The organism is Salinirubellus litoreus, assembly GCF_037335815.1.
Classification (GTDB): domain Archaea; phylum Halobacteriota; class Halobacteria; order Halobacteriales; family Haloarculaceae; genus Salinirubellus; species Salinirubellus litoreus.
On sequence record NZ_CP147841.1, the window covers coordinates 250809 to 275463 of the forward strand.

The following is a 24655-nucleotide window of genomic DNA, read 5'->3' on the forward strand; positions in this document are numbered from 1 at the left end:
ACCAGTCACGTGCGCATCGAGAACAGCTTCATCCCGGTCCGGGGCGTGGGAGAGAAGACCGAGCGGCGGCTCTGGCGCGAGGGGGCCACCCACTGGGACTCGTTCGACCCCTCGATGGTATCGGGGACGCTCGCCGACCGCATCGGGCGATTCATCGAGGACGCCCGCCCGCGTCTGGTCGACGGGGACGCCCGCTTTTTCGCCGACGCCCTGCCGAGCGGCGAGCGGTGGCGGCTCTACGAGAACTTTCGAGACGATACCGCGTTCTTCGACATCGAGACGACCGGGCTCTCCCAGGACCGCGACGACGTCACCACCGTGAGCGTCCACCGCAACGGCGAGACGACCACGCTCGTCCGCGGTCGGGACCTCACCCGCGACCGGCTACGCGAGGCGCTCGACGCGCCCCTGCTCGTCACTTACAACGGCGCGCGCTTCGACGTCCCGTTCCTGGAGGAGTCGTTCGACCTCTCGCTCGACGCGGCGCACCTCGATCTGCTCTACCCCTGCCGGTCGCTCGGGCTGACGGGCGGGCTGAAGACGGTCGAGCGCGACGTCGGCATCGAGCGCGATCGCCCCGATCTCGGCGGGCGGGACGCCGTCCGGCTCTGGCGGCGCTACGAGCGTCGCGGCGACGAGGGTGCCCTGGAGACGCTCGTCTCCTACAACCGCGAGGACACCGTCAACCTCCGGACCGTCGCCGATCGGGTCGCCGACCGGCTCCACCGCGAGCGGTTCGAGGACCCGTAGCCGTCCGTCACTCGGTCGAGTCCGCCTCGAAGCGTCCGGCCTCGGCGAGGTCGGTCAGCGCCCGGTCGACCAGCGCCCGGAGGACGAACGCCACCCGCTCGCGCTCGTCGGCGGCCCCCTCGATCTCGGTCCCCTCCAGTTCGTCGGCGACCGCCCGTATCTCCGGGCCGTGGTTCTCGAGCACCGCGTCGACGAGCGCCTTCGCCCCGCGGCGGGTCGTCGTCCGTGCCGCCGCGAGCTCTCCAGTCGCCCCCTCGGGCAACGAGTACGGCAACAGCCGGGTGTTCGCCCGGTAGTGCTTGCGCGTCCCGCCGCCGACCGACTCCAGACGTTCGACCTCGACGAGCCCCGCGGACTCGAGCTTTCGGACGTGGTGGCGGACGGTCGGCTCGGCCCGCTCCTCGCCCGCGGCCCGGAGATCTTCGGTGAGGCTCTCGATGGTCCCCGACTCCCCGGCGAGCCGGGCGAGGATCCGGGCCCGGAGGTCGTTGCCGACGGCCGCGGCGGTCTCGGTGTCGAGCGCGAGTTCGCGTTCGATCTCGACGTCGCGTTCGGCGAAGCTCATGCACCGGGGTTCGACGACGACCGACAAAAGCGTTGGTAGAATAGTTCTATCGGTTCGAACTTTCTCTAAGGAACCGTCGTCGCAACCGCTTTCCCCACCGAACCGGATCCAGGGGTATGGAACGCGACGTCGCCGACCGCGAGTGGCGGCTCGTCCGCGAGGAGGACCTAGACGGCGCGCGGGCGATGGCCTACGACGAGGTGGCCGCGGGGACGGCCGCCGCGGGCGGTCCACGCACGGTTCGAGTCTACCGGTGGGCCCCGAGCACGCTCTCGCTCGGCTACCGACAGCCCGCCGCCGACGTCGACTGGGAGTGGTGCGAACGGGAGGGCGTCGGCGTGGTCCGCCGACCCACCGGGGGCGGGGCCATCTACCACGACTCGTTCGGCGACATCTCCTACTCCATCGTCGCCCCCGCGGCGGAACTCCCGGGGGATCTGATGGAGACGTACGAACGCCTCTGCGAGCCGGTGCTGGAGGCGTTCCGGCGGATGGGCGTCGACGCCGATTTCGCCGACGAACCGAAGGAGTCGATCCTCTATCCCGCGTGTTACCTCCGGGACGTCAACCCCGCCCACGACGTGCTCGCCGGAGGTCGAAAGGTGAGCGGCAACGCCCAGTACCGGACGCGGGACGCGGTCATCCAGCACGGCTCGCTCTCCTTCTCGACCGACCCGGAGCGGCACCTCTCGTGTTTCGCCGACCACGGCATTCCCCCCGAGAGGTTCACGGAACGGGTCGCGGGGATCGACGAGTTCGCCGACGTCACGCGCGAAGAGTGCGTCGCGATCCTGGAGTCTACGCTCGCCGAGTGGGCCGGCGCGGAGCCCGGCACCTGGACCGGCGACGAGCGCGACCGGGTCGCGGAGATCGCCGACGGGAAGTACCGGACCGGGGCGTGGACCCGCGATCGGACCGACCCGCTCGCGGAGTAGTCGGATCGAAGCGCGTCGCGTCCCCGAGGGGTTTCGAAACGTCCCTCTCGGGTGTGGTCCCCCGACCCGTTCAGGCCAGCGTGATGACGACCGCCCCGACGACGACGAGGGCGGCCCCGGCGACGACGCCCCGCGTGATCCGTTCGAGGTCGTCGAGGAGGAAGTAGGCGAACGCCGCGGTGAACAGCGGCGTCGTCGCGATGAGCGAGGAGGCGATGGCGACCCGCCCGAGGTCGAGCGAGACGAAGAACATGAGCAGCGAGAGCGCGTTCAGGACGCCGCTCCCGACGAAGATCGCGTAGGTCCGGCGCGAGACCGCGTCCATCGCGTCCCGTCGTCGGGTGAGGACGTACGCGGCGAGCAGCAGCCCGCCGGCGGTCTCGTTTAGCGCGACGCCGTGGAGCGGGGTCGCGGCGGTCGTCGTCAGTCCCCACCGACGGAGCACGTCCGAGAGCGCGAACGCCCCGGCGGCCGAGAGCGGGAACAGCAGTTCGTACGCCTGCCACCCGCCGATGTCGCCCCCACGGGAGAGCGAGAGGACGACGAGTCCACCCACGAGCAGGAGTATCCCGCCGACGACCTGAGGGGAGACGGCCTCGTCGATGAGGACGAACGCGAGCGCGGTCGCGAACAGGGGTCGCGTGCTGATGCCCGCGCTGTTGACGCTCGCGCCCACCCTGTGTATACCGCTGAAGGAGGCGAAGCGCCCGAGCGCGGTCCCGATGACGCCGGCGAGCACGAACGCACCGAGACCGACGAGCGAGACGTCGGCGAACACGCCCACCTGACCGAGCACGAGGAGCAGTCCCCAGTAGACGGCGACGTCGGTGAACGCGACCACGAGCGAGGCCTGCAGGCTCGTCCCACCCTCCTCGAGGCCGAGCTTCAGCCCGACCATGCTCAGCGACCAGATCGCCGCGCTGAGCACCGCGATCAGGTAGGCCTCGGTCGCCATGTCACCCCCGTCCGGTCCGGGGGGTTTACATCCCCCGAATCGACCGGGATGGGGCCCGGGCGATCGGTTCCGAAGTCACTATCTCGCCCGGGGCCTATGGGCGAACATGAGCACGTCCGAACTCCGGGTGGGTGCACACACCTCCATCGCCGGTGGCGTCCACAACGCCGCCGACGCGCAGGTCGATCTGGGCGGCAACTGCGGGCAGATCTTCTCCCACAGCCCGCAGGTGTGGGCCGACCCCTCCATCGACGAGGCCGACGCCGAGCGGTTCCGCGACCTCGCCAGCGAGCACGACCTGGATCCGTGGGTCATCCACACCTCCTACCTAGTGAACCTCTGTACCCCCAAGGCGGACCTTCGGGAGAAGTCCGTCGCGTCGATGCGGACGGAGGTCGACGTCGCCCGGGAGCTGGGGATCGACTACGTGAACGTCCACCTCGGCGCGCACACGGGCGCGGGCGTCGAGGCCGGCCTGGAGAACGCGGTCGAGGCGCTCTCGGCGGTGGAGATACCCGAGGACGTGACGGTGCTCGTCGAGTCCGACGCCGGGAGCGGAACCAAGCTCGGCGGCGACTTCGAGCACCTGGCGTACGTACTCGAGGAAAGCAACCACGATTTAGAGGTCTGCGTCGACACCGCCCACGCCTGGGCCGCGGGCTACGACCTCTCGACGCCCGAGGCGGTCGAGGACACGCTCGCGGAGTTCGACGACGTGGTCGGCCTCGACCGGCTCGCCTGCATCCACCTCAACGACTCGAAGCACGGCCTCGGGACGAACAAGGACGAGCACGCCCACGTCGGCGACGGGGAGATCGGCGAGGACGGGATGCGCGCGATCGTCAACCACCCCGCTCTCGCGGACGTTCCGTTCGTCCTCGAGACGCCCACGGAGGACGGCCGCTCCTACGAGTGGAACATACGGAAGGTCAGGGAGCTGCGTGGTGCGTAGCACCACGGCGAGCGAACGGCCGAGCCGTGAGCCGCGCGGCGTGTAACGCCACGAGAAACGAGCGGCGAAAAAACGAGCTGTGCGACGTGTAGCGTCGCGGTGGGACTCGCGAGAGAACGGACGACATCGGCCGCGAACGGCCGTCACTGCGACGGGCGAACGCGACCCTTTTTCCCGGCGGACCCGAAGCGAGGTCGATGCGTCGGTTCAGCGAGGAGTATCTCACCCGAACCCGAACGGGGATGTGGACGGGCGACGCCAGGGAGGCGCTCGTCGACCTCGACCTCGGGTCGGCCGAGCGGCTGCTCGACGTGGGGTGCGGAACGGGCGAGTTCACGGCCGTCCTCCGCGAGGAGGCCCCCGACGAGGCGACTGTGGTCGGTGTCGACCGCGATCCGGACCTCCTCGGCCACGCTCCGGACCCGGTGGTCCGTGCGGACGCGCTCTCGCTCCCCTTCGCCGATTCGACGTTCGACGTCGTCGCGTCCCAGGCGCTGCTGGTGAACCTCCCCGACCCGGTCGCCGCGCTCCGGGAGTTCCGTCGGGTCTCGCGCGGGCGGGTCGCGGCGGTCGAACCGGACAACGCCGCCGTCAGCGTCGACTCGACCGTCGACGACGAGGCCGTGCTCGCCCGGTGTGCGCGTGAACGGTATCTCGACGGGGTCGGGACGGACGTCTCGCTCGGCGACGCCTCGGCGGCGTTCGAGCGGGCGGGGCTCGACGGCGTGACCGTGAGACGATACGACTTCGAGCGGGTGGTCGAACCGCCCTACTCGGAGGCGGCGGTCCGTGCGGCGACCCGGAAGGCGAGCGGTGCCGGCCTGCGCGAACGGCGGGAGGTCCTGTCCGACGGGACGAACGCGGAGGAGCTCGACGCGCTACGGGAGTCCTGGCGCGAGATGGGCCGGGAGGCCGTCCGACAGCTCCGCGACGGGGAGTACCGCCGACGCGAGACGGTCCCCTTCTACGTCACCGTCGGTCGCGTCTGAGGTCCGGTAATAACAGGGCGCTCCTCGGCGGGAGAGCGAACGGAGAACGGGCGGCGGCGGACGGTGATCACCGAACTGCCGGACCGCTGGCCGGGCGCGCGTCGCGTCGCTCGGGGCCGGCGCTCAGGTCGTCCTCGCCACCTTCTTCACCCTCTTCGCTTTCGCTCCCGTCCTCCCCTTCTCCGCCTTCCTCGCCCTCGTCCTCCTCTCCGTCTCCCTCTCCGTCTTCGTCGTCCTCGCCCGTCCCCGGACCGCTACAGCCTACCAGGAGGGCGAGACCGCCGACGCCGGCGGCGAGCAGTCGGCGTCTCGGCGCTCGGCGAACGTCGATCTCGGGTGTCTCGTCGTTCATCGTCCCCCGACTTGTCCCGGGCTGATCGTAGTCCTGCACCCTGCGCTCGCAGGTTTTCGACGCCCGCTCGTACGCGCCGGACGATCAGACGACGTCACCGCGGACCGTCACGCCCTCGCGGTCGTCGCGCTGGCGTTTCACGGCCGCGGCGGCCTCCTCCGCCTCCGGTTCGTCCAGTCCGAGCATCTCCAGCGCCCCCGAGAGGGTCGGGAAGACGAACTCGCCCGCACGGAGTTTCTCGAAGGCCGACTCGCTCCGGGTGCCGCCGTCCTCCCCGTCGACCCACAGGCAGGCCGCCCGGGGATCGAGGACCTGCGTCCAGTCCCCGCGGGCCTTCGCGCCCTTCAGCCGCTGGGTGACGTTGTTCTCGAACCCGGTGTTGCACACCTCCAGGTGGACCGGTTCGTCGGGGTCGAGGAGGTGCGCCGCGAGACAGCGTTCGGGAGCGACGTGGCCGTTCGCGTTCGCCCGGAGGTGCTCGGGGTGCTGTTCGGCCCAGTCGGCCGAGACGGTCTTGCCGACGCCGGCGACCCCGTGTGACTCGCGGAACCGCCCTTCGGCCTCGGGTCGGTCCTTGAACAGGAGGTCCTTCGTGAGGTAGACGTCGAGCCGTTCGACGGGGTCCAGCCCGAGGACGACGTCGCCGAAGACCCACACCTCCCGGACGGGGACGGGCATCGGTTCCGTCTCGACGGTCCGGACGAGGCGCTCGATCCGGTCGACGGCCTCGTCGCGTCCGAGGGTCATACCCCCCGTACGGAGCCCCCGGGAAAGAGTCGTTCGCTCCGCGGGCTCGGACCTGCCTCGACCGCGACACCCGTCCTGGCATACACCGCGGCGCTCGGGGACGGTCCCCGTGGTCCCGTCGACACGCGGCGTGGCCCGGGGACCCGAAAATTATTTGCTTTGTAGAACGACCGAAATATTTGATGAGTACCGATAGCGGGACCGGTCGCGACCGGCCGCTGCTTCACGAGTGGGAGTCGAGACTCTACGGCACCGTCCAGTCGCGGGACTACCCCGTCCCGGTCCAGTTCCTCAGCACGCTCCTCCGGGTCGGGACGACGCTCGACCGGGCCTACTGGGGGTCGATCGCCGACCTGTCGGCCGACATCACGGAGCGGCACGTCGGCGGGGTCAGCGGACGGTTCTACGTCAGGAGCTGGCTCGACGCCAAGTTCGTCCACCAGTTCGGCGGCGACGGAACACACATCGAGCTGTTACGGGACCTCCTCTCGAACGTCGACGAGTCGGACGTCTTCCTCGACGTCGGCGCGAACTTCGGGAAGTTCAGCTGCATGCTGGCTCACGCCCTCCCCCCCGGGAACGTCGTCGCCGTCGAACCCCACCCTGCCAACGCGGACCGACTGGACGAGAACCTGGCGCTGAACTGCGTCGACCGGGCCGCGATCCGCCGTGCGCTGTCGGACGAGAACGGGACCGCCGAGCTCACCGTCGGCACCGACGTCTCGGGGTTCCAGGGGGCGGCGTTCCGGTCGATCTCGTCGACCAGAACGCTCGACTGGCTCAAATCCCGACGGGAGATCACTCACGAAGTGCCGACGATCCGCGGTGACGACCTGATCGAGGAGGCGGACCTCCCACAGCCGACGGTGGTGAAGATCGACGTGGAGGGTGCGGAACTCCGGGTCATCGACGGGATGCGCGAGACACTCGAGAACGAGGCGTGTCGCCTCGTCTACTGCGAGGTCCACGCAAAGCGGCTCCGCGGGACCGGGGACGACCCGCGCCGCGTCGCGAGGGAACTCGAGGCGCTCGGGTTCGAGGTCGTCGAGGAGCCGGAGACCTACGGGGGGACCGAGCAGGTGAAGGCGGTCCGGTCGGACGGCTGAACGGCGGATCTAGGCCGACCGAACGCGGGAGCGAAACGGTCAACCCTTCGAGGCCGTACGTTCGACGCGATGGACTGTGACAAGTGCGGGGACGGGGCGGTGATGCACGCCGCCTACTCCGGGCTGCACCTCTGTGAGGACCACTTCTGCCGGTCGGTCGAGAAGCGCGTCCGTCGGCGTATCCGCGAGGACTCGCTGCTCCCCGCCGACGCCACCCCCAAGGACCCGGAGACGTGGGTGATCGGGCTCTCCGGGGGCAAGGACAGTGTCGTCCTCGCGAGCATCGTCCACGACGTCTTCGACCGGGACCCGCGAGTCGAACTCGTCGGGCTCACGATCCACGAGGGTATCGAGGGCTACCGCGACGCCTCGCTCGACGCGTGTCTGGATCTGACGGAGCGGATCGGTATCGACCACGAGGTCGTGAGCTACGAGGAGGAGTTCGACCTCCGAATGGACGACGTCGCGCGCGAGGACCCCGAGGGGATGGCCCCCTGTGCCTACTGTGGGGTGTTCCGCCGCGACCTGCTCGAACGCTACGCGGAGGAGCTCGGAGCCGACAAGCTCCTCACGGGGCACAACCTCGACGACGAGGCCCAGACCGCGCTGATGAACTTCCTCTCCGGGGACGTCCGGCAGGTCGCCAAGCACTTCGACGCCTCGCTCGGCCCGTTCGACGAGCGCGGGTCGGACGCGACCGGACCGGGAGGGGTGCGGCCCGACGACCACGACGAGCGGTTCGTCCCCCGCGCCAAGCCGCTCCGGGACGTCCCCGAGAAGGAGGTCGCACTCTACGCCCACCTCCGGGACCTCCCGGTCCACATGGCCGAGTGCCCCCACGCGAGCGAGGCCTACCGTGGGGAGATACGCGACCTCCTCCTCTCGCTCGAGGAGAACCACCCCGGGACGCGTCACTCGATCATCTCGGGCTACGAGGAACTCGCACGTCTGGCGAGCGAGGCTCGGGAGGAGGACGGTCCGGTGCTGGGCGAGTGCGAACGCTGTGGCGCGCCGACGACCAGGGACCTGTGTCGGAAGTGTGACCTCGTCGAGGCGGTCCACGAGGCCGGCGCTGGTGTGGACGGCGAGGCCGACCACAGGGAGGCCTCGACGACGAACGGACGGCCCGGCGACCCGTAAGCAGTGGGACGCACCGAGGAGGCGCGTTTCGGGAGCGGAGGCGTAGTGAGCCGCGAACGAAGGTGATACCGACAGAGATGGAGTTCGGTGGCGGACGCGAGCCGAGTGACCGACCGACGGTCCTGGTGGACGCTTCCGGATGTCCGTGCACCGACCGGTTCGGAGCGATACCCGACTCGACGGCCCGGTTGATCGAACCGTAATCCACGCCGAACGTCCGCCGTGCGTCGGTCGTATGTCAGACGATATTCGATTACGGCTACTGCTGTAAACGCACTACTGCACGACGATAAAATAGATAATCGATTCGACCTATCGGATTACGTCGAGGCCGTTGTTCTGCTCGACTTCCGATCGGCCGCCGTCCGTCTCGCCGAAGTTGGCGTTGCCGCCCCCGTTCCCGGAGAACGACTCCGAACCGGAGCTCTCGGACCCGGACCCCGACCCGGGAACTTCGCCCTCGATGGCGGCGCGGGAGGCGTCCGCCTGCTTCTGGGCCGTCGGTCCGAGGATCTGGGCGGACTGGACGCCGGTCATGATGGCCATCACGCGGACCTTGCCCTTGTACTCCTCCTGGATGCGAGCGCCCCAGATGACGTTCGCCGAGGCCTCGAGGCGCTCGGTGATGTTCTGGGCGATACCCTCGGCCTCCTTCAGCGTGAGGTCCGGGCCGCCGGTGATGTGGACCAGTCCGCCGGAAGCGCCGCGGTAGTCGACGTCCAGCAGCGGGTGGTTCATCGCGTCCTTGACCACCTCCTCGGTCTTGTTCTTGTCCTGGGTCTCCCCGACGAGCATCACGGCCACGCCGCCCTGGTTCATGATCGAGGTCATGTCCGCGTAGTCCAGGTTGATGAGGCTCGGCTGCGTGATCGTCTCGGAGATCCCCTTGACCGTCTCGGCGATGATCTGGTCCATCACCGAGAACGCCTTGCCGATCGGGAGGTTCGGGACGTAATCCAGGAGGCGGTTGTTGTCGAGGACGATGATCGAGTCGGCCTCGTTGCGGAGCTTCTCCAGGCCCTCCTCGGCCTTCACGGTGCGGGCACGCTCGACGTTAAACGGCGTCGAAACCATGCCGACGACGATCGCGCCCTGCTCCTTGGCGATCTTCGCACAGACGGGGGCAGCGCCGGTACCGGTGCCGCCGCCCATCCCGGCCGTAACGAAGACGAGGTCGGCATCGCCGATGACCTCCTTGATCGTCCCCTGTGCCATCTCCGTGGCACGCTCGCCCATCGACGGGTCGCCACCGGCGCCGAGCCCGTTGGTGAGGGATTTGCCGACCAAGATCTTCGTGTCGGCCTCGATCATCTTCAGGTGCTGCTTGTCCGTGTTGATGGCGATGGTCTCGGCCCCGTCGACGCCGATGTTGTAGAGACGGTTGACGGTGTTGTTACCTGCTCCGCCAGCGCCGATGATGACGATGCGCGGATCGCCGAAGTCCTCGCCGTCGTCCCCGGCGGCGTCGCGCTTCTCCTTCTCGGCGTTCTCCAGTGCGGAGTTGACGATGTCCTGCATCGTCTACACCTTCGCCCAGCCGCGGCGCTCGGGCTGGCGCTCGTCGTCGGCCTGTTCGTTGATCATCTCGCGGACGGCCGACCGGATCGCCTCGCTCCGGTTGGGGAACTTCCCCGTATCGACCATTCGCTCGACTTCCTCGATCTGCTGTTTCGGGATCCGTAGTGTCACACGCTCCATTGTTTTCCCCTTGTTGTCCGGTAAGACGGTGGCGGCACACACCCGCACGAACCGTCTTACAGCGCCGAACCGGCGGACGGAGGAGCGGTGTAACCCGCTCCAACCGTGCTGTAAGACGACCGTCTTACGCGGATGTATGCACAGACTACTCCATTATAAAGGTTTGCACGAGCGTAAGACAGAATAGTCCTACACCCGTTTACGGGCTCGAACGGCCCGAATTCCGCGTTTACCGTCTTGCGAGCGTCAGACGATCGCGGCGGAACCGGGGGATTCGTCCCCTTCCCGACCACGGAACCGGAACCGATTCGAGGTCTCGGAACGGCACGTGATGCGGATACATCGCCTCACGACACGTTTACCGGCCGTTTACGATCTGTCCAACACGTCTGCCGCGGGCGTCCGACGCCCGCACGACGGGCAGAACGCCCAGTCGGAGCGCATCTCGTCGCCGCATTCGCAGAAGACACGGTGACTGGCCTTCTCGCCGCAGTTCGAGCAGTAAACGGCAGAGGGCGACAGGGTCTCCCCGCACTGTTTGCACGCGCTCTCCCCCTCCTCGTCGGCGTTTGCGGACTCCACCGCATCTGTCTTACGTTCGCCCCCGCGTTCGACGCTCGCCCCGTCGGAATCGCCGTCCAGCGAGATGTTTACGTTGATATCCTGCGGGCTACTCCGCGCGCCGACGCGAGCGTCGAGTCGTTCCTCGATGAGCTCGTCGATGCGTTCGAGCAGGATATCGTCGAGCGTCCCCGCCTCCGCGCGCTCGCGCGTACCGTCCGTTCCATCCGTTCCGACGCCGACGGTCGGCTCCCCCAGGTACTCCCGGAGGGCCTCGCGCATGACCTCGCTCTTGGAGGCGTCGAACTCCTCCAGTTGCGCGATGAGGTCGTCGTCCGCGCGGAACGTGATCTTGCTCATCTACTCGTCGGACGTGTTGTCTCCCACTACACTTGAACCTTCGCGCGCCGTCGGACAGGCGTCATCCCCCGTCCCCTCGCGCCGTATGACAACCGTTAAGTCCGACAGTCGTCTCGATTCGAGTGCGACCGCCCTTAGCTCAGCCTGGTAGAGCAGCCGACTGTAGATCGGCTTGCCCCCCGTTCAAATCGGGGAGGGCGGACTGAACCTCAGCACCCGGGAGCGGAGCGACCGATGCTGAGTGTGAGGGACCACTCCCCGATTTGAGCCGACGAGTCGCACGCCCGCACAGCCGAGCGTAGCGAGGCGAGCAGGAACGTCTCGGCTCGTTCAGATCGGGGAGGGCGGACGCCTCTTCCCAGCGCTTCCGACCGTGTAGCGGCTGACCCCCTGGCGTACCGGTATCCGTGCCGGTTCGCCGGACCGGGGAACCCAGTAGCCTCCCCACCACCTGTCGTAGCATCGACGGTCGGAACCGGTCGGGCGAGCGTGAACCGTTGTCCCCACGGTGGGGACAGTCGACCTCGGGCATCTCGGTCGAAACCGGGGTAACGATCCCGTGTTCGCACACAGGACCTCGGCCCGGACGCTCCGCCGAGATCGCCGACTCACGTTCTGAGTCCCCAGTGGTCCTCAAGAGACGCGGGCACCGTCGACATAGACGAGATGAGCGGGATCAGGGGGCAGAACCTCCCGAGTCCCGGTGGGGTGTTCTCGCCGGACTCACACCGCCCGCGGGCCGGCCCGTCCGGGCGTGGAGGGGGTACAGACGATGAGTAGCCGTACGGTTATCTCGAAAGACGAGTGCCAACGGCTCCGCGCCGCCTACTCCGACGGACAGTCGGTCGGCCAGATCGCCGACGACTTCGAGTACACCTCCTCGGCCGTCCGACGACACGTCCACGACTACTGCGCACACTCGGTCCCCGCCGGCGGATGGGGATCGTCAGGTGGCGTCGAGTGTCCGTTCTGCGGGGAGTCCGTCCGACACCTCCCGGGCCACCTGCCGGGCTGTGCCGAGGCGGAAACGTCCGAGGAGGAACCCCAGCACCGGCCGACCGGCGACTGGGAGTGGTGAGTGCGTTCGATACGGCACGGTCCTCCGAGCACCTGTGATCCGTGATCCACCTCCTGCCTCCCGTCGCCCGTCCACCGGTGTCCGTCCGACGGTCGTCGGTCTTACGCCTCGGGAAGCCAGCCGGCGAACGGGTCGTCGAGCGGTACGGAGAGAGCGTCGAGAAACCGCGCGGTGAGCAGGTAGTGGCCGGCCAGCAGCGTCAGCCCGACCACGGTCTCCGTGTCGGTGACGGTCTCCGCGGCCTCGAACAGCGGCCCCGTGACCGTCCCGCTCGCGACGGCCGCGGCGTACCGCATGATCGCCTGCTCGCGCTCGGGGAACGGCGTGTCGTCGGCGCGCGCGATATGACGGAGTTCCTCCACGGAGATCCCGGCCTCCTGGCCGATGCGGACGTGCTGGTGCCACTCGTAGCGTGCCCGACAGGAGCGGGCGACGGCGAGGATGGCGAGTTCGCGCTCGCGCGTCGAGAGGTCACCGGCGTTCCACAGCGCGGTCCCGAACCGCATGTACGCCTGCATCGCCCGCGGGACGTGTCCCATCGCTCGAAAGAGGTTCAGCTTGCCGAGGACGTCCTCGTCGAAGAGGTACCGGTACTCCTCGGGCAGGTCGGACTGGTCGAGCAGCGGGACCCGTGCGGTCTCGTCGGTCTCCATACCCGGGTGGCGTCACGGAGCGTGAAAGCTTCTCACGTTCCCCGCCCCTCCTCGACAACCCCGGTCAGGCACAGGAGAACCCGCCGTCGACCACGAGCGCCTGGCCGGTCACCCAGGCGGCCTCGTCGCTGGCGAGGTAGAGCATCGCGTTCGCGACGTCCTCCGGCTGGCCGAGCCGACGGAGCGGGTAGTGCTCGGCCATCCGGGAGGAGAGCTCCTCCCACTCCTCCTCGGAGCGGTCGCGCTTGGGCATCGGCGTCTCGGTCACGCCCGGACAGACCGCGTTCACCCGGACGCCCTCGGGGCCGGCCTCCGCGGCCACCGCGCGGGTCAGGTTCACCACGGCACCCTTCGTGAGCGAGTAGCCCGAGAGCCTCGGCGAGCCGATGACGCCCGCCAGCGACGCCGTGTTCACGATCGCGCCCGATCCCTGCTCCTTGAGGTGGGGGAGCGCGGCCGCACAGCCGTTCCACACCCCGCGGACGTTGACGCCGATGAGCCGGTCGAGCTCCTCGTGTGCGAGGTCCTCCATCGCCGTCGGTTCGTGGCTCACGCCCGCGTTGTTCAGCACGATGTCGAGGCCGTGCTCCTCGGCCGTCGCGTCGATCGCGTCCCGGAACGCCTCGAAGTCGCGCACGTCGAGTTCGTGTGCGATCGCCCCCTCGACACCCTCGACGGTCTCGGTCGCGCCCTCGTGGTCGACGTCGGCGGCGACGACCGTCGCGCCCTCGGCCGCGAACCGCTCGACCGCGGCGCGACCCAGCCCGGAGCCTCCGCCAGTAACGAACGCCGTCTTGCCATCCAGTCGCATAGCTCGGCGTCGACGGGCCGATACATAAACGGAGGTGTCGCGAACGGTCCCGGAGGAACGCGGAGGAGACCCCGACCGACTACTCGTTCCGGGTCAGCCCGGGGTTGGTCACCGCGCCGTTCGCCGCCGACCCGAACGCCATGCCGTACTTGGCGAGGACGCCCGACGTGTAGTTCGGTTCCGGCGGTTCCCAGTCTTCGAGGCGCTCCTCGAGCTCCCCCTCGGAGAGGTCGACCGATATCTCCCGCTCTGGGATGTCGATAGTCACCGTATCGCCGTCCTCGACGGCGGCGATGGGACCGCCGACGAACGCCTCGGGGGCGGCGTGGCCGACCATCGGTCCCCGGGTGGCCCCCGAGAACCGCCCGTCGGTGATCATCGCCACGTCGTCCTCGTGGCCCGCGCCGACCACCGCGGCGGTGACGCCGAGCATCTCGCGCATACCCGGGCCACCCTGGGGCCCCTCGTTGCGGATCACGATGACGTCACCCGACTCGATCTCCCCTTCCTGAACGTACGCCATCGCGTCCTCCTCGTTCTCGAAGACGCGGGCGGGACCCTCGTGGTGGAAGTTGTCGTCGCCGGTCACTTTGAGGACCGCACCCTCGGGGGCGAGGTTCCCCGTCAGGATCTTGATCGCCCCCTCCTCGTGGAGCGGCTCCTCGACCGTGTAGAGGAAGTCCGCCTCGATCTCCTCGTCCGACGGGAGGTCGAGCGTCTCGAGCTCCTCGGCGATGGTCCGACCGGTGACGGTCATCGCGTCACCGTGGACGTACCCCCCTTCGAGCAGCCGGCGGATCACGACCGGGACCCCGCCGAGCTCGTGCAGGTCCTCCATCACTCGTGAGCCGCCGGGCTGGAGGTTCGCGATCTTCGGCGTCCGCCGGCTGATCTCGTTGAACTCCTCGATATCGAGGTCGATGCCCGCCTCGGCCGCCATCGCCAGCACGTGGAGGACGCCATTGGTCGAGCCTCCGAGGGCGACCTGGACCGCGATGGCGTTCTCGAAGGACTCCTTCGACAGGACGTCCGATGGCTTGCGGTCGTTCTTCACGCAGTCGAGGACGACCTCGCCCGCCTCGCGGGCCACGTCGTAGCGCTCCTCGTCCTCGGCGGGGGGGCTCGCGCTCCCGAGCGGCGCGAGCCCGATGGCTTCGGAGATGCTCGCCATCGTGTTGGCGGTGAACATCCCGCCACACGAACCCGCACCGGGGCAGGCGTGACGCTCCATCTCGTCCAGTTCCGCCTCACTCATATCGCCGTGTGCCACGGCTCCAACGCCCTCGAAGACGTTCTGGACGGTGATGTCCCGCCCATCGTGCTCGCCGGGCATAATCGAGCCACCGTAGAGGAACACGCTGGGGAGGTCCGTGCGGATCGCGGCCATCATCATCCCCGGCAGGTTCTTGTCACAGCCCGCGACCGTCACCAGCGCGTCCATCCGCTCGCCGAACGAGACGAGTTCGACCGAGTCCGCGATGAGTTCCCGGGAGATGAGCGACGTCTTCATCCCCTCGGTTCCCATCGAGATCGCGTCGGAGATCGTCACGGTGCCGAACTCGATCGGCATCCCGCCCGCCTCGTCGATCCCCTCGATCGCCGCCTGGGCCACGTCGTCGAGGTGGACGTTACACGGCGTGATGTCCGCCGCCGGGTTCGGGACCCCAACCATCGGCGAGGCGAGGTCCTCGTCGTCGAACCCCATCGCCCGGAACATCGCTCTGTGCGGTGCGCGCTCGTATCCCTCCGTCACCTCCCGCGAACGCAGGCCCTCCGCCTTCTCGGGTTTCCCGATCCCGTCCTGCTCGTCGTCCGATCCGGATCGCTCCTGCTGCTGGCTCATAGGCGGGCCCTCGTCGTGGGTGGGCTTAACTCCCGTGGAGTGACGCCCCCGACTGCCCGATCCGTCCGCCGTTTCCGGTCGAAAACCACAAGCGCGACCCCCACCCACCGCCTACCGTGCCGCGCGTCACCGTCACGACGGGTGCCCGGCTCCACGCCGGCTTCCGCAACCTCTCGCTGTCGCTCGGGCGGCTCTACGGCGGCGTCGGTCTCGCGCTCGCCGAGCCGCGCGCGGCGGTGACCGCGGAGACCGATTCGACCGTGACCGTCACCGACGCCGCCGACGCGACCGGCGCGCGGTCGGGGGACTCCGGCGACGCCGCGTCGACCGCCGACGAGATCGCCGGGGAAGTCGCCGAGTACGCCCGTCGGACGTGCGACCTGCTCGGTCTCCCGGGAGCCCGCGTCGAGGTCGCCGAACGTCTCCCCCGGCACGTCGGGCTCGGCAGCGGGACACAGCTCGCGCTCGCCACGTACACGGCAGTCGCGCGGGCGAACGGGGCCGATCCCCGGCCCCGCGAACACGCCCCCGTGCTCGGTCGCGGAGGACGCTCGGGCGTCGGCGTCGCGACCTTCGAGTCCGGGGGGTTCGTCGCCGACGCCGGCCACCCCACCGAGCGGTTCACGACCGCCCCGCCCGCCGACGGGGAGTGGACCGTCCCGGCCGTCCTCGCGCGCTACGACCTGCCCGAGGACTGGCGCGTCTGCCTGGTCCTGCCCGAGGCCGATCCGGGTCGTCACGGCGAGGACGAGGAGCGGAGCATCCGCGGCGTCGTCGAGCGGGCGGACCTGTCGCTCGCCGAGGAGCTTGCCTCGTTGCTCGTCGACCGGCTCCTCCCGGCGGCGGTCGAGGGACGGCTCGATCCGTTCGGCGCGGCGCTCGCGGAGTTCGGCCGGCTCAACGGCGCGTGGTACGCCGACGTCCAGGGCGGGGTCTACCGCCCACCGGCAGGGAAGATCGTCGAGGCCCTCTCGGGGTCGTCGGCCGTCGCGGGCGCGGGGCAGTCCTCCTGGGGTCCGGCGGTGTGGGCGCTGACGGACGCCGACCGCGCCGCGGACGCACGAACGGCCGCCGAAGCGGCCCTCGATACGGCCGATCGGAGCGGGCGAGTGATCCTCGCTCGCCCACGAAACGCGGGCGCGACGGTCGAGGTCGAACCGTCCGTATGAGGGCCGAGCCGTGCGCTCGCGACCCATAGCCACCTTCGCCGACGCGACGCTCAGCGACCCTTGTAGTCCTTCTGCGGGACGTCCACGGTAGGGGCGTCGGCCGCCTGCCAGGCCGTAAACCCCCCATCCAGGTGGGCGACGTCCGGGTAGCCCATCTCCCGGAGCGACTCAGCCGCCAGCGCCGACCGGCCACCCTCGTTGCAGTAGAGCACGTAGCGGTTCGCCGGGTCGAAGAACGGCTTGTAGTAGTCCGTCTCCGGGTCCGCCCAGAACTCGATCATCCCTCTCGGGGCGTGCTCGGCGTCCGGTATCGACCCCTCGATCCACACCTCGCGGATGTCCCGGATGTCCACCAGGACCGTCCGCTCGTCGTCGAGTTCGGCGCGGAGTTCGGCGACGGTCAATGATTCGACCGTCTCGTCGACCTCCGCGACCATCCCCCACGCGGTCCGGTCGAGGCGGAAGTCGGTGTTCTCGTCTCGGGTCACGGCTGATCGACGGGCGGAGGCCACCTAAGCGTTGACCGTCGGCGGAGGCCGGTGACGGTCGGGGGCGGAGCGTTCTTGTCTCCGGCCCGGTTACCGATCGACGAGTGACCGACGGGGAACCCACGGTGACGGTCGGTGATCACGAGGTCCACGGCGTCGGCCTCGACGCCGAGACGCGCTGTACTCACTACGCGAGCGAACGGGACGTCGTCGCGATCCGGTTCGGCTGCTGTGACACCTACTACCCGTGTTTCCGGTGTCACGCGGCCGTGGCCGACCACGACGCGACACCGATCCCCGAGGCGGAGTTCGACGACCCGGGCGTGCTCTGCGGGGTCTGCGGGACCGCCCTCACGGTCCGGTCGTACCTGGAGTGCGACCACGAGTGTCCGGCCTGCGGGGCCGCGTTCAACCCCGGATGCGTGGCCCACCACGACCGCTACTTCGATCGGGGCTGACCGGATCTCGACGTGCACCCCGACGGGCGTCGGAACCCTGTCCGGCGGCGTCGGTGGTCCCGGAACGATCGCGGCGACCTCCCGAACCGGGGAGGCAGGTTATACCCTCCGGCGGTGTAGCGTCGGTATGAGCCTCAGCGACGGGACCGGGACGGTCCTCCACGTCGGGGGGAACGGGACCTCCGAGCCGCTCGGCGCTCGCGGGGCGGAGAACGTGCTGAGCGCGGGGGACGCGGAGGGGGCGCTCGAAGCCATCGCGGAGGGGTCCGTGGACTGCGTGATCGTCGACGCCGGCCTGGCCGCGGTCGCCCGTCGCGTCCGCGAGCGCCACCCCGCGATACCGCTCGTGGTTCGGACCGACGCCGGCCCGGTGGCCATCGAAGACGGGGAGCTCCCGCCGCCGGTCGCGACGGGCTCCGAGAGCGCCCTCGAACGGTGCGTGGGCGCGGCCGACGGGACGACGAGCGACCCCCGTGCCGTCCTCGAGGCGCTCGGCGACGGCGTGTTCGCGCTCGATACCGACCTCCGAATCCGTGCCGTCAACGGCGCGCTCGCCGAACTGACGGGCTACGCCCGCGGGGAACTGCTCGGCGAGCCCGTCTCGCACCTGCTCGACGGGGCGATCGTCGGCGACGACGACGGCGACCGGCTGGCCGCCTTCGAGCAAGGCGAGCGTGCCGTCGACGGCCGCTTCGAGGTCGAACTGCGTCGAGCGGACGGCGAGCGCGTTCCCGTCGAGATCGACCTGTCGCCCGTCGAGTCGGGCGGTACCTCCACCGGGGTCGCCGGGGTGGTCCGCGACGCCACGGAGCGCCGGGAGCGTCGACGCGAACGCGAGCTGTGGCGAGCGATGGTCGACACGGTGACCGACGGGCTCTACGCCCTCGACGGCGATCGGAACGTCATCGCCGCCAGCGAGGGGTTCGCACGGCTCGCCGGCCGGGACCTGGAGTCGCTCCTCGGCGAGCACGTCTCGGTCTGCGTCGAGGAGTCGACCATCGCGGAGAACGTCGAGGTGCGCCGCGACATCATGGAGGGCGAGCGGGCCTACGGGGAGTGGGAGTTCGACGTCGTCAGACCGGACGGCGAGCGGGTCCCCGTCGAGAACCGATACACCGGGCTGCCGACCGAGGAGGGGCTCTACGGCACCGCCGGCGTCATGCGGGACATCAGGGATCGCCGCGAGCGCGAGCGCGAACTCGAACTCCGGCGGGCGATGGTCGACGCGGTGACCGACGGGCTCTACGCCCTCGACGCCGACCGGAACGTCCTCGCGGTCAACGAGGCGTTCGCCGAGATGACCGGTCGGGAGATCGAGTCGCTGCTCGGGGAACACATCTCGGTCTGTATGGACGAGTCGATCCTCGAGGAGACCGACGACGAGCGCGAGGCGATCCTCGCCGGGGACCTCCCCCACGGACAGCACGAGTTCGACCTGATAACCCCCGACGGCGATCGGACGCCGATCGAGCTCCGCTACGCCGCGCTCCCCGACTCCGACACGGAGGGACTCCGTGGCACGACCGGGGTGATGCGGGACATCACCGACCGGCGCGAACGCGAGCGCGAACTCCGGCTGAAGGACCGCGTGCTGGAGGCGGCCGACCTCTCGATCACCATCGCCGACGTGACCCGGGAGGGCGATCCGTTCGTCTACGTCAACCGCGGGTTCGAGCGGCTCACCGGATACGACCGCGAGCAGGTGCTCGGGGAGGGCTGGTGTCTCCTCTACGGCCCCGAGACGGATCCAGGGGCGGTCGAGACCGTTCGCCGGGCGGTCGACGCCCGCGAATCCGTCTCGGTCGATCTGCTGAACTACCGGGCCGACGGGACGCCGTTCTGGAACCAGCTGACGCTCACCCCCGTCGCGGACGACTCGGGGAGCGTCACCCACTTCATCGGCTTCCAGCAGGACGTGACCGAGCGGCGACGGCGGGAGCGCGCGCTCGCGAACCTCCACGACTGGACCCGTCGGATGATCCGGGCCGAGGGTGCCGAGGAGGTGGTCGCGGCGGCCACCGGAGCGATCGACGCGCTGTTCGACGAGCCGAACACGGGCGTCTACACCCTCGACGGCGAGCGCGGACACCTCGCGCTCGTCGGGGACGACGAGGACGGATCCCTCCCGACGACGCTGGCTGACGGCCCCGTCTGGGAGGCGTTCGTCTCCGGGACGGTGAGCGTCCGATCCGCGGACGACGGCGAGGGGACGGACCCGCTCGGCGCGGGGCTGGTCCACCCACTGGGCACACACGGGGTGGTCGTCGTCGGGTGGGGGCGCGAGGAGCCCGTCCCGCGGGACACGGCCGATCTGATGGGTCTCCTGGCGGCCAACGTCGAGACGGCGCTCGACCGCGCGGCCGTCGAGTCGGCGCTCCGCGACCGCGAGCGCCGACTGACCGCCCGCAACGAGGAGCTCGCGCGGCTCGACCGGACCAACGCCGTCATCCGCGGGGTCCACCGGGCGCTGGTCTCGGCGGGGAGCCGCGAGGCCGGCCGCGCCGCCGTCGCCGACTGGCTCGCCGAGGCCGATCCCTACGAACTGGCGTGGTTCGCCCGCGTGAGACCCGACGGGGACGTCCCCGTCGAGCCGGTCGTCGGTGGCGGGGACTCGGGCGAGGCGTACCTCGACGCCCTCCGCGACCGGCTCCCCGGCTCCCCGCTCGGGACGCTGGTGACCGAGGCGGCCGCGACCCGCGAGGTCCGAATCCAGGCGGACGTCCTCGACGCGCCGGACTGGCAGTCGCTTCGCCCCGACGCGCTCGCCCACGGCTACCGGTCGGTGGCGGCCATCCCGGTCACCGTCTCCGGCGGACTCGACGGCGTGCTCGTGGTCCACGGCACCGACGCGGGGACTTTCCCGCCGGCCGAGGCGGAGGTCCTCTCCGAGCTGGGCGGGCTCATCGGGCGGACGCTGCGGACCGTCCACCGGGCGGGGATCGGATCGCCCGACCACCGCACCGCCCTCGAACTGGAGATCCCCGGACCGCAGCTCGCCTTCAGTCGCGTCGCGGCCGACGTCGGCGCACCCCTCACCCAGGAGGGGAGCGTCCCGACCAGCGACGGGAGCGTGATCTCGTACGTCTCCTCGCCCGTCGACGGCGAGACGCTGGTCGAGGCGGTCCGCACGCGCGAGGGGATCTCGGGCGTATCGCTGATCACGGAGGACGACGACGGCGCGCTCGTCGAGCTCCGGAAGGCACACTGTCGGATCACGACCATCGCCAGCGACGCCGGCGGACGGCTGCGCTCGGTCGTCGCCGCGGCCGATCACGCGACGATCACCGTCGACATCCCGGCCGACGCCGAGGTCCGGACCGTCGTCGAGGCGGTCGACGCCGTCTACCCCGGGACGACGCTCCAGGCGCGCCGGGAGCGGGTCTCCCCCGACCTCCCGCGGACCGTCTCGGCGGCCCTGCGCGAGCGCTGCACCGACCGGCAGTACGAGGCGATCAGCGGGGCCTACTACTCGGGGTACTACGACTGGCCGCGACTGACCACCGTCGCCGGTCTGGCCGACCGGGCGGGGGTCAGCTCCCCGACGTTCCAGTACCACCTCCGTACCGGCGAGCGGAAGCTGCTCGACGTCGTGCTCGGATGACCGGGCGGCACCCCACACCTACTCACGTAGTGAGTGACGCTCACTAGCCCGACGTGGATAGGGAATCGACTGATTGCCCCCCGACCGTTAGCTCCGCACGGGCGGCCACGGACCGTCCGACGCGTCGGGACCGGCCGACACCGCCGTACCACCGCACTCTCCCCCATCGCGGTGCCCGACGCATCATGGGCTACACAGCCCACTCCCATTCTCGACGGTACGGGGTTCGTAGTTCACACGCCGGACGCGATCGCGGACGACCGTCGCCGAGCCGAGACCCACGGCGATCCCACGTCCACCGGACACCGACGATCCCCTCCTCCGTTCGCGAGTAGTTCGGCCCCGGCGCACGTGTCACCGCCGATACACGGTCGCCCCGCCAACGTCGCGGCGAGGACCGGTAGAGAGTGACAGTCACGCCCATCCTCCGCTCGTGGTTCGAAGGAGACTTGACGCCCGCGTAGTTGAGTTTCCGTATGACGAGTGCACTGGAGGAACGCCCGGAGTGGTACCGGGAGGCCGTCGTCTACACGCTCGACGTGAAGACGTTCGAGGACACCGACGGCGACGGCTGGGGGGACCTCGGGGGACTCGTCGATCGGCTCGACCACGTCGAGGAGGTCGGTGCCGACTGTATCTGGGTTCGGCCGTTCTACCCGAGCCCCCTCCGGGACAACGGCTACGACGTCGCGGACTACTACGACGTCGACGACCGCCTCGGCACCCTGGAGGAGTTCGTCGACTTCATCGACCGGGCCCACGACCGCGGGATCCGGATCATCACCGACCTCGTCCTCAACCACACCTCGACCGAGCACTACTGGTTCCAGCGCGCCCGCGAGGATCCCTCCTCGGAGTACCACGACTACTACCTCTGGACGAGCCACGTCGATTCGGCCTACCACACCGGGAACATCTTCCCCGAGTACGAGGACGGCGTCTGGAGCTACGACGAGGTCGCGGGCAAGCACTACTTCCACCAGTTCTACAGCCACCAGCCGGATCTCAACGTCGCCAACCCCGCGGTGCAGGAGGAGATGTTCTCGATCGTCGAGTTCTGGCTCGACCACGGCGTCGACGGGTTCCGCATCGACGCCGCCCACCCCATGATCCTCCCGAAGGGCCACGACGCGACCACGCTCGAGGACCCGCAGTGGCTGTTCAGGGAGATGAAGCGGCGCGCGCGGGCGGTCAAGGACGACGCCGTCCTGCTCGCGGAGGCCGACGACGAGCCCGAGCGCCTCGACTACTACTTCGCCGACGGCGAGGGGTTCGACGCGCTGTTCAACTTCGTCGGCAACTCCCACCTCGTCTACGGCGTCGGCGTCAAGGATACCTGGCCGATACACCGGATGTTCGAGGTGCTCCCCGAGCCCTCCGAGACGGTCTGGTGGGCGAACTTCCTCCGGAACCACGACGAGTGGAACCTCCTCAAACTGCCGTGGGAGGCCCTGGACTACGGCCGGGAGTACTTCCGCCAGGGCGAGGGCGAGACCGACTCCTGGATCTTCGGCCGCGGCCATCGACTCAGACTCGCCGATCTCTACGCCGGCGACCACGACCGGGTCGCGCTCGCACACGCCCTCCTGCTGTCGCTTCCCGGAACCCCGATCCTCCTCTCGGGCGACGAGATCGGGATGGGCGCGGACCTCTCGCTCCCCGAGCGGGCCGCCACGCGGACCCCGATGCAGTGGGCCGACGAGCCCAACGGCGGGTTCTCCGACGCCGACCCCGGGGACCTCTTCCTCCCGGTCAACGACGACCCCGAGTTCGGCTACGGGGCGATAAACGTCGCCGACCAGCGCGAGGACCCCGGCTCGCTCATGAACCGCGTCACGGCGGCCGTCGACGCCCGAAAACGCTGTCCGGGCATAACGCAGGGGGAGTTCTCCATCCTCGAGTCCGGCCACCGGGAGGTGTTCACCCACCGGTTCCACCACGGCGACACCGTCCTGCTGATGGCCCACAACACCGCCGATGGAGACCGCCGCGTGGTCGTCGAGTTCGACTCGACCGCCGAGGCGACCGAGCACGTCCTCGGTCCCGGAGAGTATCACGTCCAGGACGGTGACGCGACGCTATTTCTGGAGAACTGCGACTACGTCTGGCTCCGCGGGGACCGATCGGCCCGGGAGTGAGTTCGAACCGACCCGCCTCAGCCCGGGAGGCTGCTTCTGAACCCCCGCTGGAACGTCAGCGCCCGGGAGTAGTCGGACTGCGAGAGGACGCCGACGACCGCCCCGTCCTCCTCGACGAGCGCGCTCTGACTCCCGGACTGGTTCAGTACCGCCAGCGTGTCGAACGCGTCGGCGTCGACCCCAACGCGGGGAACCTCCCGCACGATCGCCTCGACGGTCCCCGGTCCACGGTCGCGCTTGCGGGCCGCCTGAAGGTCGTCGAGCGTTACCACCCCGACGACGCTTCCCCCCTCGCCAAGGACCATGTAGACCGTTCGCCGCTCGGCGAGCATCCGCGAGCCGAGCTCCTCGACGGTCGTCCCCGCCGGGACGGCCGTGACATCCCGCGTCGCGATGTCGCCGACCGTGATCCCCTCGAGGAGTTCGTCGAGGAGGACGGTCCGTGACTCGGTGGTGGCCGCCCCGTAGATGAAGAAGGCGAGCAGCAGGAGGATGATCTGGAAGGTGAACACGCCGACGATGGCGAACAGGAACGCGAAGATCACGCCGATCCGGCCGGCGATGCGGGTCGCGGTCCCGTAGGGCCGTCCCCGGGCGAGCAGCGCCCGGAGGATCCGCCCCCCGTCCATCGGGAACGCCGGAAGGAGGTTGAACACCGCGAGCGTGACGTTCGTGATTGCGAGCCAGCCGAAGAGGAACCGCGGGACCGCGAGCGAGGCGGGGACGACGAGCAGCCCCACGTAGCAGACGGCGGCGACGAGGAGGCTGGTTACCGGTCCGGCGATGGCGATCCAGAACTCGCGGTCCCACTCGCGCGGGATCGACGTGAGCGCGGCCATCCCCCCGAGGATCCACAGCGTGATCGACTCGATGGTCAGTCCGTATCGCAGCGCGACCCACGAGTGGCCGAGTTCGTGGATCGTCACGCTCACGAACAGACCGACCGCGGCCGTGACGCCGATGACCCACGGGGTCACTCCAGCCCGTAACGCCGTGAGGTCGAACCCCACGCCGGTTAACCCCGCGATCCACCCCGCGTACACCTCGATCTGTCCGCCGCTCCCGATGAGCCACGCCAGGACGGGCAGGAAGATCAGCAGCGACGTGTTGATCCGTATCGGTATGTCCCATATCTCGCCGACTGTGAAGCTCCGCATACCAGTACCGTCCGGCGACGTCGGGTTAACTCCAGCGCCCGCGAACGCTCCGTCGCCGCGCTATCGAGCTATCCGCTCCGGTCGGCCACCTGCAGATACAGCGCGTATAGTAGCGTTTGGAAGTCTTTACGCACGGACGGGGGGACCGC

23 protein-coding genes and 1 tRNA gene are annotated in these 24655 nt (G+C 69.6%); 12 read left to right on the forward strand and 12 right to left on the reverse strand.

Features of this window, described 5'->3' with window-relative positions; genetic code table 11:
* Positions 1-9 precede the first annotated feature (9 nt).
* Positions 10-750 carry a ribonuclease H-like domain-containing protein gene (locus WDJ58_RS01200; protein WP_338915800.1) on the forward strand — a complete coding sequence of 247 codons (741 nt, stop codon included), beginning with the start codon at positions 10-12 and terminating at the stop codon, positions 748-750.
* A 7-nt stretch (positions 751-757) separates the two neighbouring features.
* Here WDJ58_RS01200 and WDJ58_RS01205 read toward each other — a convergent pair whose 3' ends face one another.
* Positions 758-1315 carry an ArsR/SmtB family transcription factor gene (locus tag WDJ58_RS01205; RefSeq protein ID WP_338915801.1) on the reverse strand — a complete coding sequence of 186 codons (558 nt, stop codon included), beginning with the start codon at positions 1313-1315 and terminating at the stop codon, positions 758-760.
* Between the two features lie 116 nt (positions 1316-1431).
* Between WDJ58_RS01205 and WDJ58_RS01210 the strand changes: the two genes are divergently transcribed.
* Positions 1432-2250 carry a lipoate--protein ligase family protein gene (locus WDJ58_RS01210; RefSeq protein ID WP_338915802.1) on the forward strand — a complete coding sequence of 273 codons (819 nt, stop codon included), beginning with the start codon at positions 1432-1434 and terminating at the stop codon, positions 2248-2250.
* Between the two features lie 70 nt (positions 2251-2320).
* Here the strand turns inward: WDJ58_RS01210 and WDJ58_RS01215 are convergent, their stop codons facing one another.
* Positions 2321-3205 (reverse strand): DMT family transporter, encoded by an 885-nt coding sequence (locus tag WDJ58_RS01215; protein ID WP_338915803.1) that lies wholly within the window; start codon positions 3203-3205, stop codon positions 2321-2323.
* Positions 3206-3311: 106 nt separating this feature from the next.
* On the opposite strand from WDJ58_RS01215, the gene WDJ58_RS01220 reads away from it, so the two are divergent.
* Both WDJ58_RS01220 and WDJ58_RS01225 read left to right on the forward strand, forming a co-directional pair.
* Positions 3312-4157, forward strand: coding sequence for a deoxyribonuclease IV (locus tag WDJ58_RS01220; RefSeq protein ID WP_338915804.1), 846 nt, complete (start codon positions 3312-3314; stop codon positions 4155-4157).
* Between the two features lie 197 nt (positions 4158-4354).
* Complete coding sequence (locus tag WDJ58_RS01225) at positions 4355-5146, forward strand: class I SAM-dependent methyltransferase (protein WP_338915805.1); 792 nt, start codon at positions 4355-4357, stop codon at positions 5144-5146.
* Between the two features lie 67 nt (positions 5147-5213).
* Here the strand turns inward: WDJ58_RS01225 and WDJ58_RS01230 are convergent, their stop codons facing one another.
* Complete coding sequence (locus WDJ58_RS01230; RefSeq protein ID WP_338915806.1) at positions 5214-5498, reverse strand: hypothetical protein; 285 nt, start codon at positions 5496-5498, stop codon at positions 5214-5216.
* Positions 5499-5582: 84 nt separating this feature from the next.
* Positions 5583-6245: a DUF7095 family protein gene (locus WDJ58_RS01235; RefSeq protein ID WP_338915807.1), complete on the reverse strand. Its 663-nt coding sequence runs from the start codon at positions 6243-6245 to the stop codon at positions 5583-5585.
* A 182-nt stretch (positions 6246-6427) separates the two neighbouring features.
* Here WDJ58_RS01235 and WDJ58_RS01240 point away from each other — a divergent pair, with 182 nt between their 5' ends.
* Entirely contained in the window at positions 6428-7351 is a 924-nt protein-coding gene (locus WDJ58_RS01240; protein ID WP_338915808.1) for an FkbM family methyltransferase, read from the forward strand.
* Between the two features lie 69 nt (positions 7352-7420).
* On the forward strand, positions 7421-8491 hold the full coding sequence (gene ncsA / locus WDJ58_RS01245) for a tRNA 2-thiolation protein NcsA (protein ID WP_338915809.1): 1071 nt from the start codon (positions 7421-7423) through the stop codon (positions 8489-8491).
* A 312-nt stretch (positions 8492-8803) separates the two neighbouring features.
* Here the strand turns inward: ncsA and ftsZ are convergent, their stop codons facing one another.
* The 3 genes from ftsZ to WDJ58_RS01260 form a co-directional block, all read right to left on the reverse strand.
* Positions 8804-10009, reverse strand: a complete 1206-nt coding sequence (gene ftsZ / locus WDJ58_RS01250) for a cell division protein FtsZ (protein WP_338915810.1) — start codon at positions 10007-10009, stop codon at positions 8804-8806.
* A 3-nt stretch (positions 10010-10012) separates the two neighbouring features.
* On the reverse strand, positions 10013-10189 hold the full coding sequence (locus tag WDJ58_RS01255; protein ID WP_338915811.1) for a ribbon-helix-helix domain-containing protein: 177 nt from the start codon (positions 10187-10189) through the stop codon (positions 10013-10015).
* A gap of 369 nt (positions 10190-10558) precedes the next feature.
* The gene (locus tag WDJ58_RS01260) at positions 10559-11110 is read right to left on the reverse strand and encodes a double zinc ribbon domain-containing protein (protein ID WP_338915812.1); all 552 of its coding nucleotides are present in this window, start codon (positions 11108-11110) and stop codon (positions 10559-10561) included.
* 128 nt (positions 11111-11238) lie between these two features.
* Here WDJ58_RS01260 and WDJ58_RS01265 point away from each other — a divergent pair.
* Both WDJ58_RS01265 and WDJ58_RS01270 read left to right on the forward strand, forming a co-directional pair.
* A tRNA-Tyr gene (locus WDJ58_RS01265) sits at positions 11239-11312 on the forward strand.
* A 570-nt stretch (positions 11313-11882) separates the two neighbouring features.
* The gene (locus tag WDJ58_RS01270) at positions 11883-12188 is read left to right on the forward strand and encodes a hypothetical protein (protein WP_338915813.1); all 306 of its coding nucleotides are present in this window, start codon (positions 11883-11885) and stop codon (positions 12186-12188) included.
* A gap of 101 nt (positions 12189-12289) precedes the next feature.
* On the opposite strand, the gene WDJ58_RS01275 is transcribed toward WDJ58_RS01270, so the two are convergent.
* The 3 genes from WDJ58_RS01275 to ilvD all read right to left on the reverse strand — a co-directional run bounded on the left by WDJ58_RS01275 (position 12290) and on the right by ilvD (position 15495).
* Positions 12290-12841, reverse strand: a complete 552-nt coding sequence (locus WDJ58_RS01275; protein WP_338915814.1) for a carboxymuconolactone decarboxylase family protein — start codon at positions 12839-12841, stop codon at positions 12290-12292.
* Positions 12842-12905: 64 nt separating this feature from the next.
* Positions 12906-13652, reverse strand: coding sequence for an SDR family NAD(P)-dependent oxidoreductase (locus WDJ58_RS01280; RefSeq protein ID WP_338915815.1), 747 nt, complete (start codon positions 13650-13652; stop codon positions 12906-12908).
* A 79-nt stretch (positions 13653-13731) separates the two neighbouring features.
* The gene (gene ilvD / locus WDJ58_RS01285; protein ID WP_338915816.1) at positions 13732-15495 is read right to left on the reverse strand and encodes a dihydroxy-acid dehydratase; all 1764 of its coding nucleotides are present in this window, start codon (positions 15493-15495) and stop codon (positions 13732-13734) included.
* Positions 15496-15611: 116 nt separating this feature from the next.
* Between ilvD and WDJ58_RS01290 the strand changes: the two genes are divergently transcribed.
* A complete protein-coding gene (locus WDJ58_RS01290) occupies positions 15612-16664 on the forward strand; it encodes a beta-ribofuranosylaminobenzene 5'-phosphate synthase family protein (RefSeq protein ID WP_338915817.1) in 1053 nt (350 codons plus the stop codon).
* Positions 16665-16714: 50 nt separating this feature from the next.
* Here the strand turns inward: WDJ58_RS01290 and WDJ58_RS01295 are convergent, their stop codons facing one another.
* Complete coding sequence (locus WDJ58_RS01295) at positions 16715-17152, reverse strand: rhodanese-like domain-containing protein (protein ID WP_338915818.1); 438 nt, start codon at positions 17150-17152, stop codon at positions 16715-16717.
* 104 nt (positions 17153-17256) lie between these two features.
* Here WDJ58_RS01295 and WDJ58_RS01300 point away from each other — a divergent pair, with 104 nt between their 5' ends.
* From WDJ58_RS01300 to WDJ58_RS01310, 3 genes are all read left to right on the forward strand, one after another.
* A complete protein-coding gene (locus WDJ58_RS01300) occupies positions 17257-17610 on the forward strand; it encodes a CHY zinc finger protein (RefSeq protein ID WP_338915819.1) in 354 nt (117 codons plus the stop codon).
* 127 nt (positions 17611-17737) lie between these two features.
* Positions 17738-21211 (forward strand): PAS domain S-box protein, encoded by a 3474-nt coding sequence (locus WDJ58_RS01305; protein WP_338915820.1) that lies wholly within the window; start codon positions 17738-17740, stop codon positions 21209-21211.
* Between the two features lie 476 nt (positions 21212-21687).
* A complete protein-coding gene (locus WDJ58_RS01310) occupies positions 21688-23349 on the forward strand; it encodes an alpha-amylase family glycosyl hydrolase (protein ID WP_338915821.1) in 1662 nt (553 codons plus the stop codon).
* 17 nt (positions 23350-23366) lie between these two features.
* Here WDJ58_RS01310 and WDJ58_RS01315 read toward each other — a convergent pair whose 3' ends face one another.
* A complete protein-coding gene (locus tag WDJ58_RS01315) occupies positions 23367-24506 on the reverse strand; it encodes a site-2 protease family protein (protein ID WP_338915822.1) in 1140 nt (379 codons plus the stop codon).
* Positions 24507-24655 lie beyond the last annotated feature (149 nt).

Bases quoted from the DNA above. Each gene is read 5' to 3' on its own strand.
- WDJ58_RS01205 (WP_338915801.1), bottom strand. From the start codon at position 1,315: ATGAGCTTCGCCGAACGCGACGTCGAGATCGAACGCGAACTCGCGCTC.
- WDJ58_RS01210 (WP_338915802.1), top strand. From the start codon at position 1,432: ATGGAACGCGACGTCGCCGACCGCGAGTGGCGGCTCGTCCGCGAGGAG.
- WDJ58_RS01215 (WP_338915803.1), bottom strand. From the start codon at position 3,205: ATGGCGACCGAGGCCTACCTGATCGCGGTGCTCAGCGCGGCGATCTGG.
- WDJ58_RS01220 (WP_338915804.1), top strand. From the start codon at position 3,312: ATGAGCACGTCCGAACTCCGGGTGGGTGCACACACCTCCATCGCCGGT.
- WDJ58_RS01225 (WP_338915805.1), top strand. From the start codon at position 4,355: ATGCGTCGGTTCAGCGAGGAGTATCTCACCCGAACCCGAACGGGGATG.
- WDJ58_RS01230 (WP_338915806.1), bottom strand. From the start codon at position 5,498: ATGAACGACGAGACACCCGAGATCGACGTTCGCCGAGCGCCGAGACGC.
- WDJ58_RS01235 (WP_338915807.1), bottom strand. From the start codon at position 6,245: ATGACCCTCGGACGCGACGAGGCCGTCGACCGGATCGAGCGCCTCGTC.
- WDJ58_RS01240 (WP_338915808.1), top strand. From the start codon at position 6,428: ATGAGTACCGATAGCGGGACCGGTCGCGACCGGCCGCTGCTTCACGAG.
- ncsA (WP_338915809.1), top strand. From the start codon at position 7,421: ATGGACTGTGACAAGTGCGGGGACGGGGCGGTGATGCACGCCGCCTAC.
- ftsZ (WP_338915810.1), bottom strand. From the start codon at position 10,009: ATGCAGGACATCGTCAACTCCGCACTGGAGAACGCCGAGAAGGAGAAG.
- WDJ58_RS01255 (WP_338915811.1), bottom strand. From the start codon at position 10,189: ATGGAGCGTGTGACACTACGGATCCCGAAACAGCAGATCGAGGAAGTC.
- WDJ58_RS01260 (WP_338915812.1), bottom strand. From the start codon at position 11,110: ATGAGCAAGATCACGTTCCGCGCGGACGACGACCTCATCGCGCAACTG.
- WDJ58_RS01270 (WP_338915813.1), top strand. From the start codon at position 11,883: ATGAGTAGCCGTACGGTTATCTCGAAAGACGAGTGCCAACGGCTCCGC.
- WDJ58_RS01275 (WP_338915814.1), bottom strand. From the start codon at position 12,841: ATGGAGACCGACGAGACCGCACGGGTCCCGCTGCTCGACCAGTCCGAC.
- WDJ58_RS01280 (WP_338915815.1), bottom strand. From the start codon at position 13,652: ATGCGACTGGATGGCAAGACGGCGTTCGTTACTGGCGGAGGCTCCGGG.
- ilvD (WP_338915816.1), bottom strand. From the start codon at position 15,495: ATGAGCCAGCAGCAGGAGCGATCCGGATCGGACGACGAGCAGGACGGG.
- WDJ58_RS01305 (WP_338915820.1), top strand. From the start codon at position 17,738: ATGAGCCTCAGCGACGGGACCGGGACGGTCCTCCACGTCGGGGGGAAC.
- WDJ58_RS01310 (WP_338915821.1), top strand. From the start codon at position 21,688: ATGACGAGTGCACTGGAGGAACGCCCGGAGTGGTACCGGGAGGCCGTC.
- WDJ58_RS01315 (WP_338915822.1), bottom strand. From the start codon at position 24,506: ATGCGGAGCTTCACAGTCGGCGAGATATGGGACATACCGATACGGATC.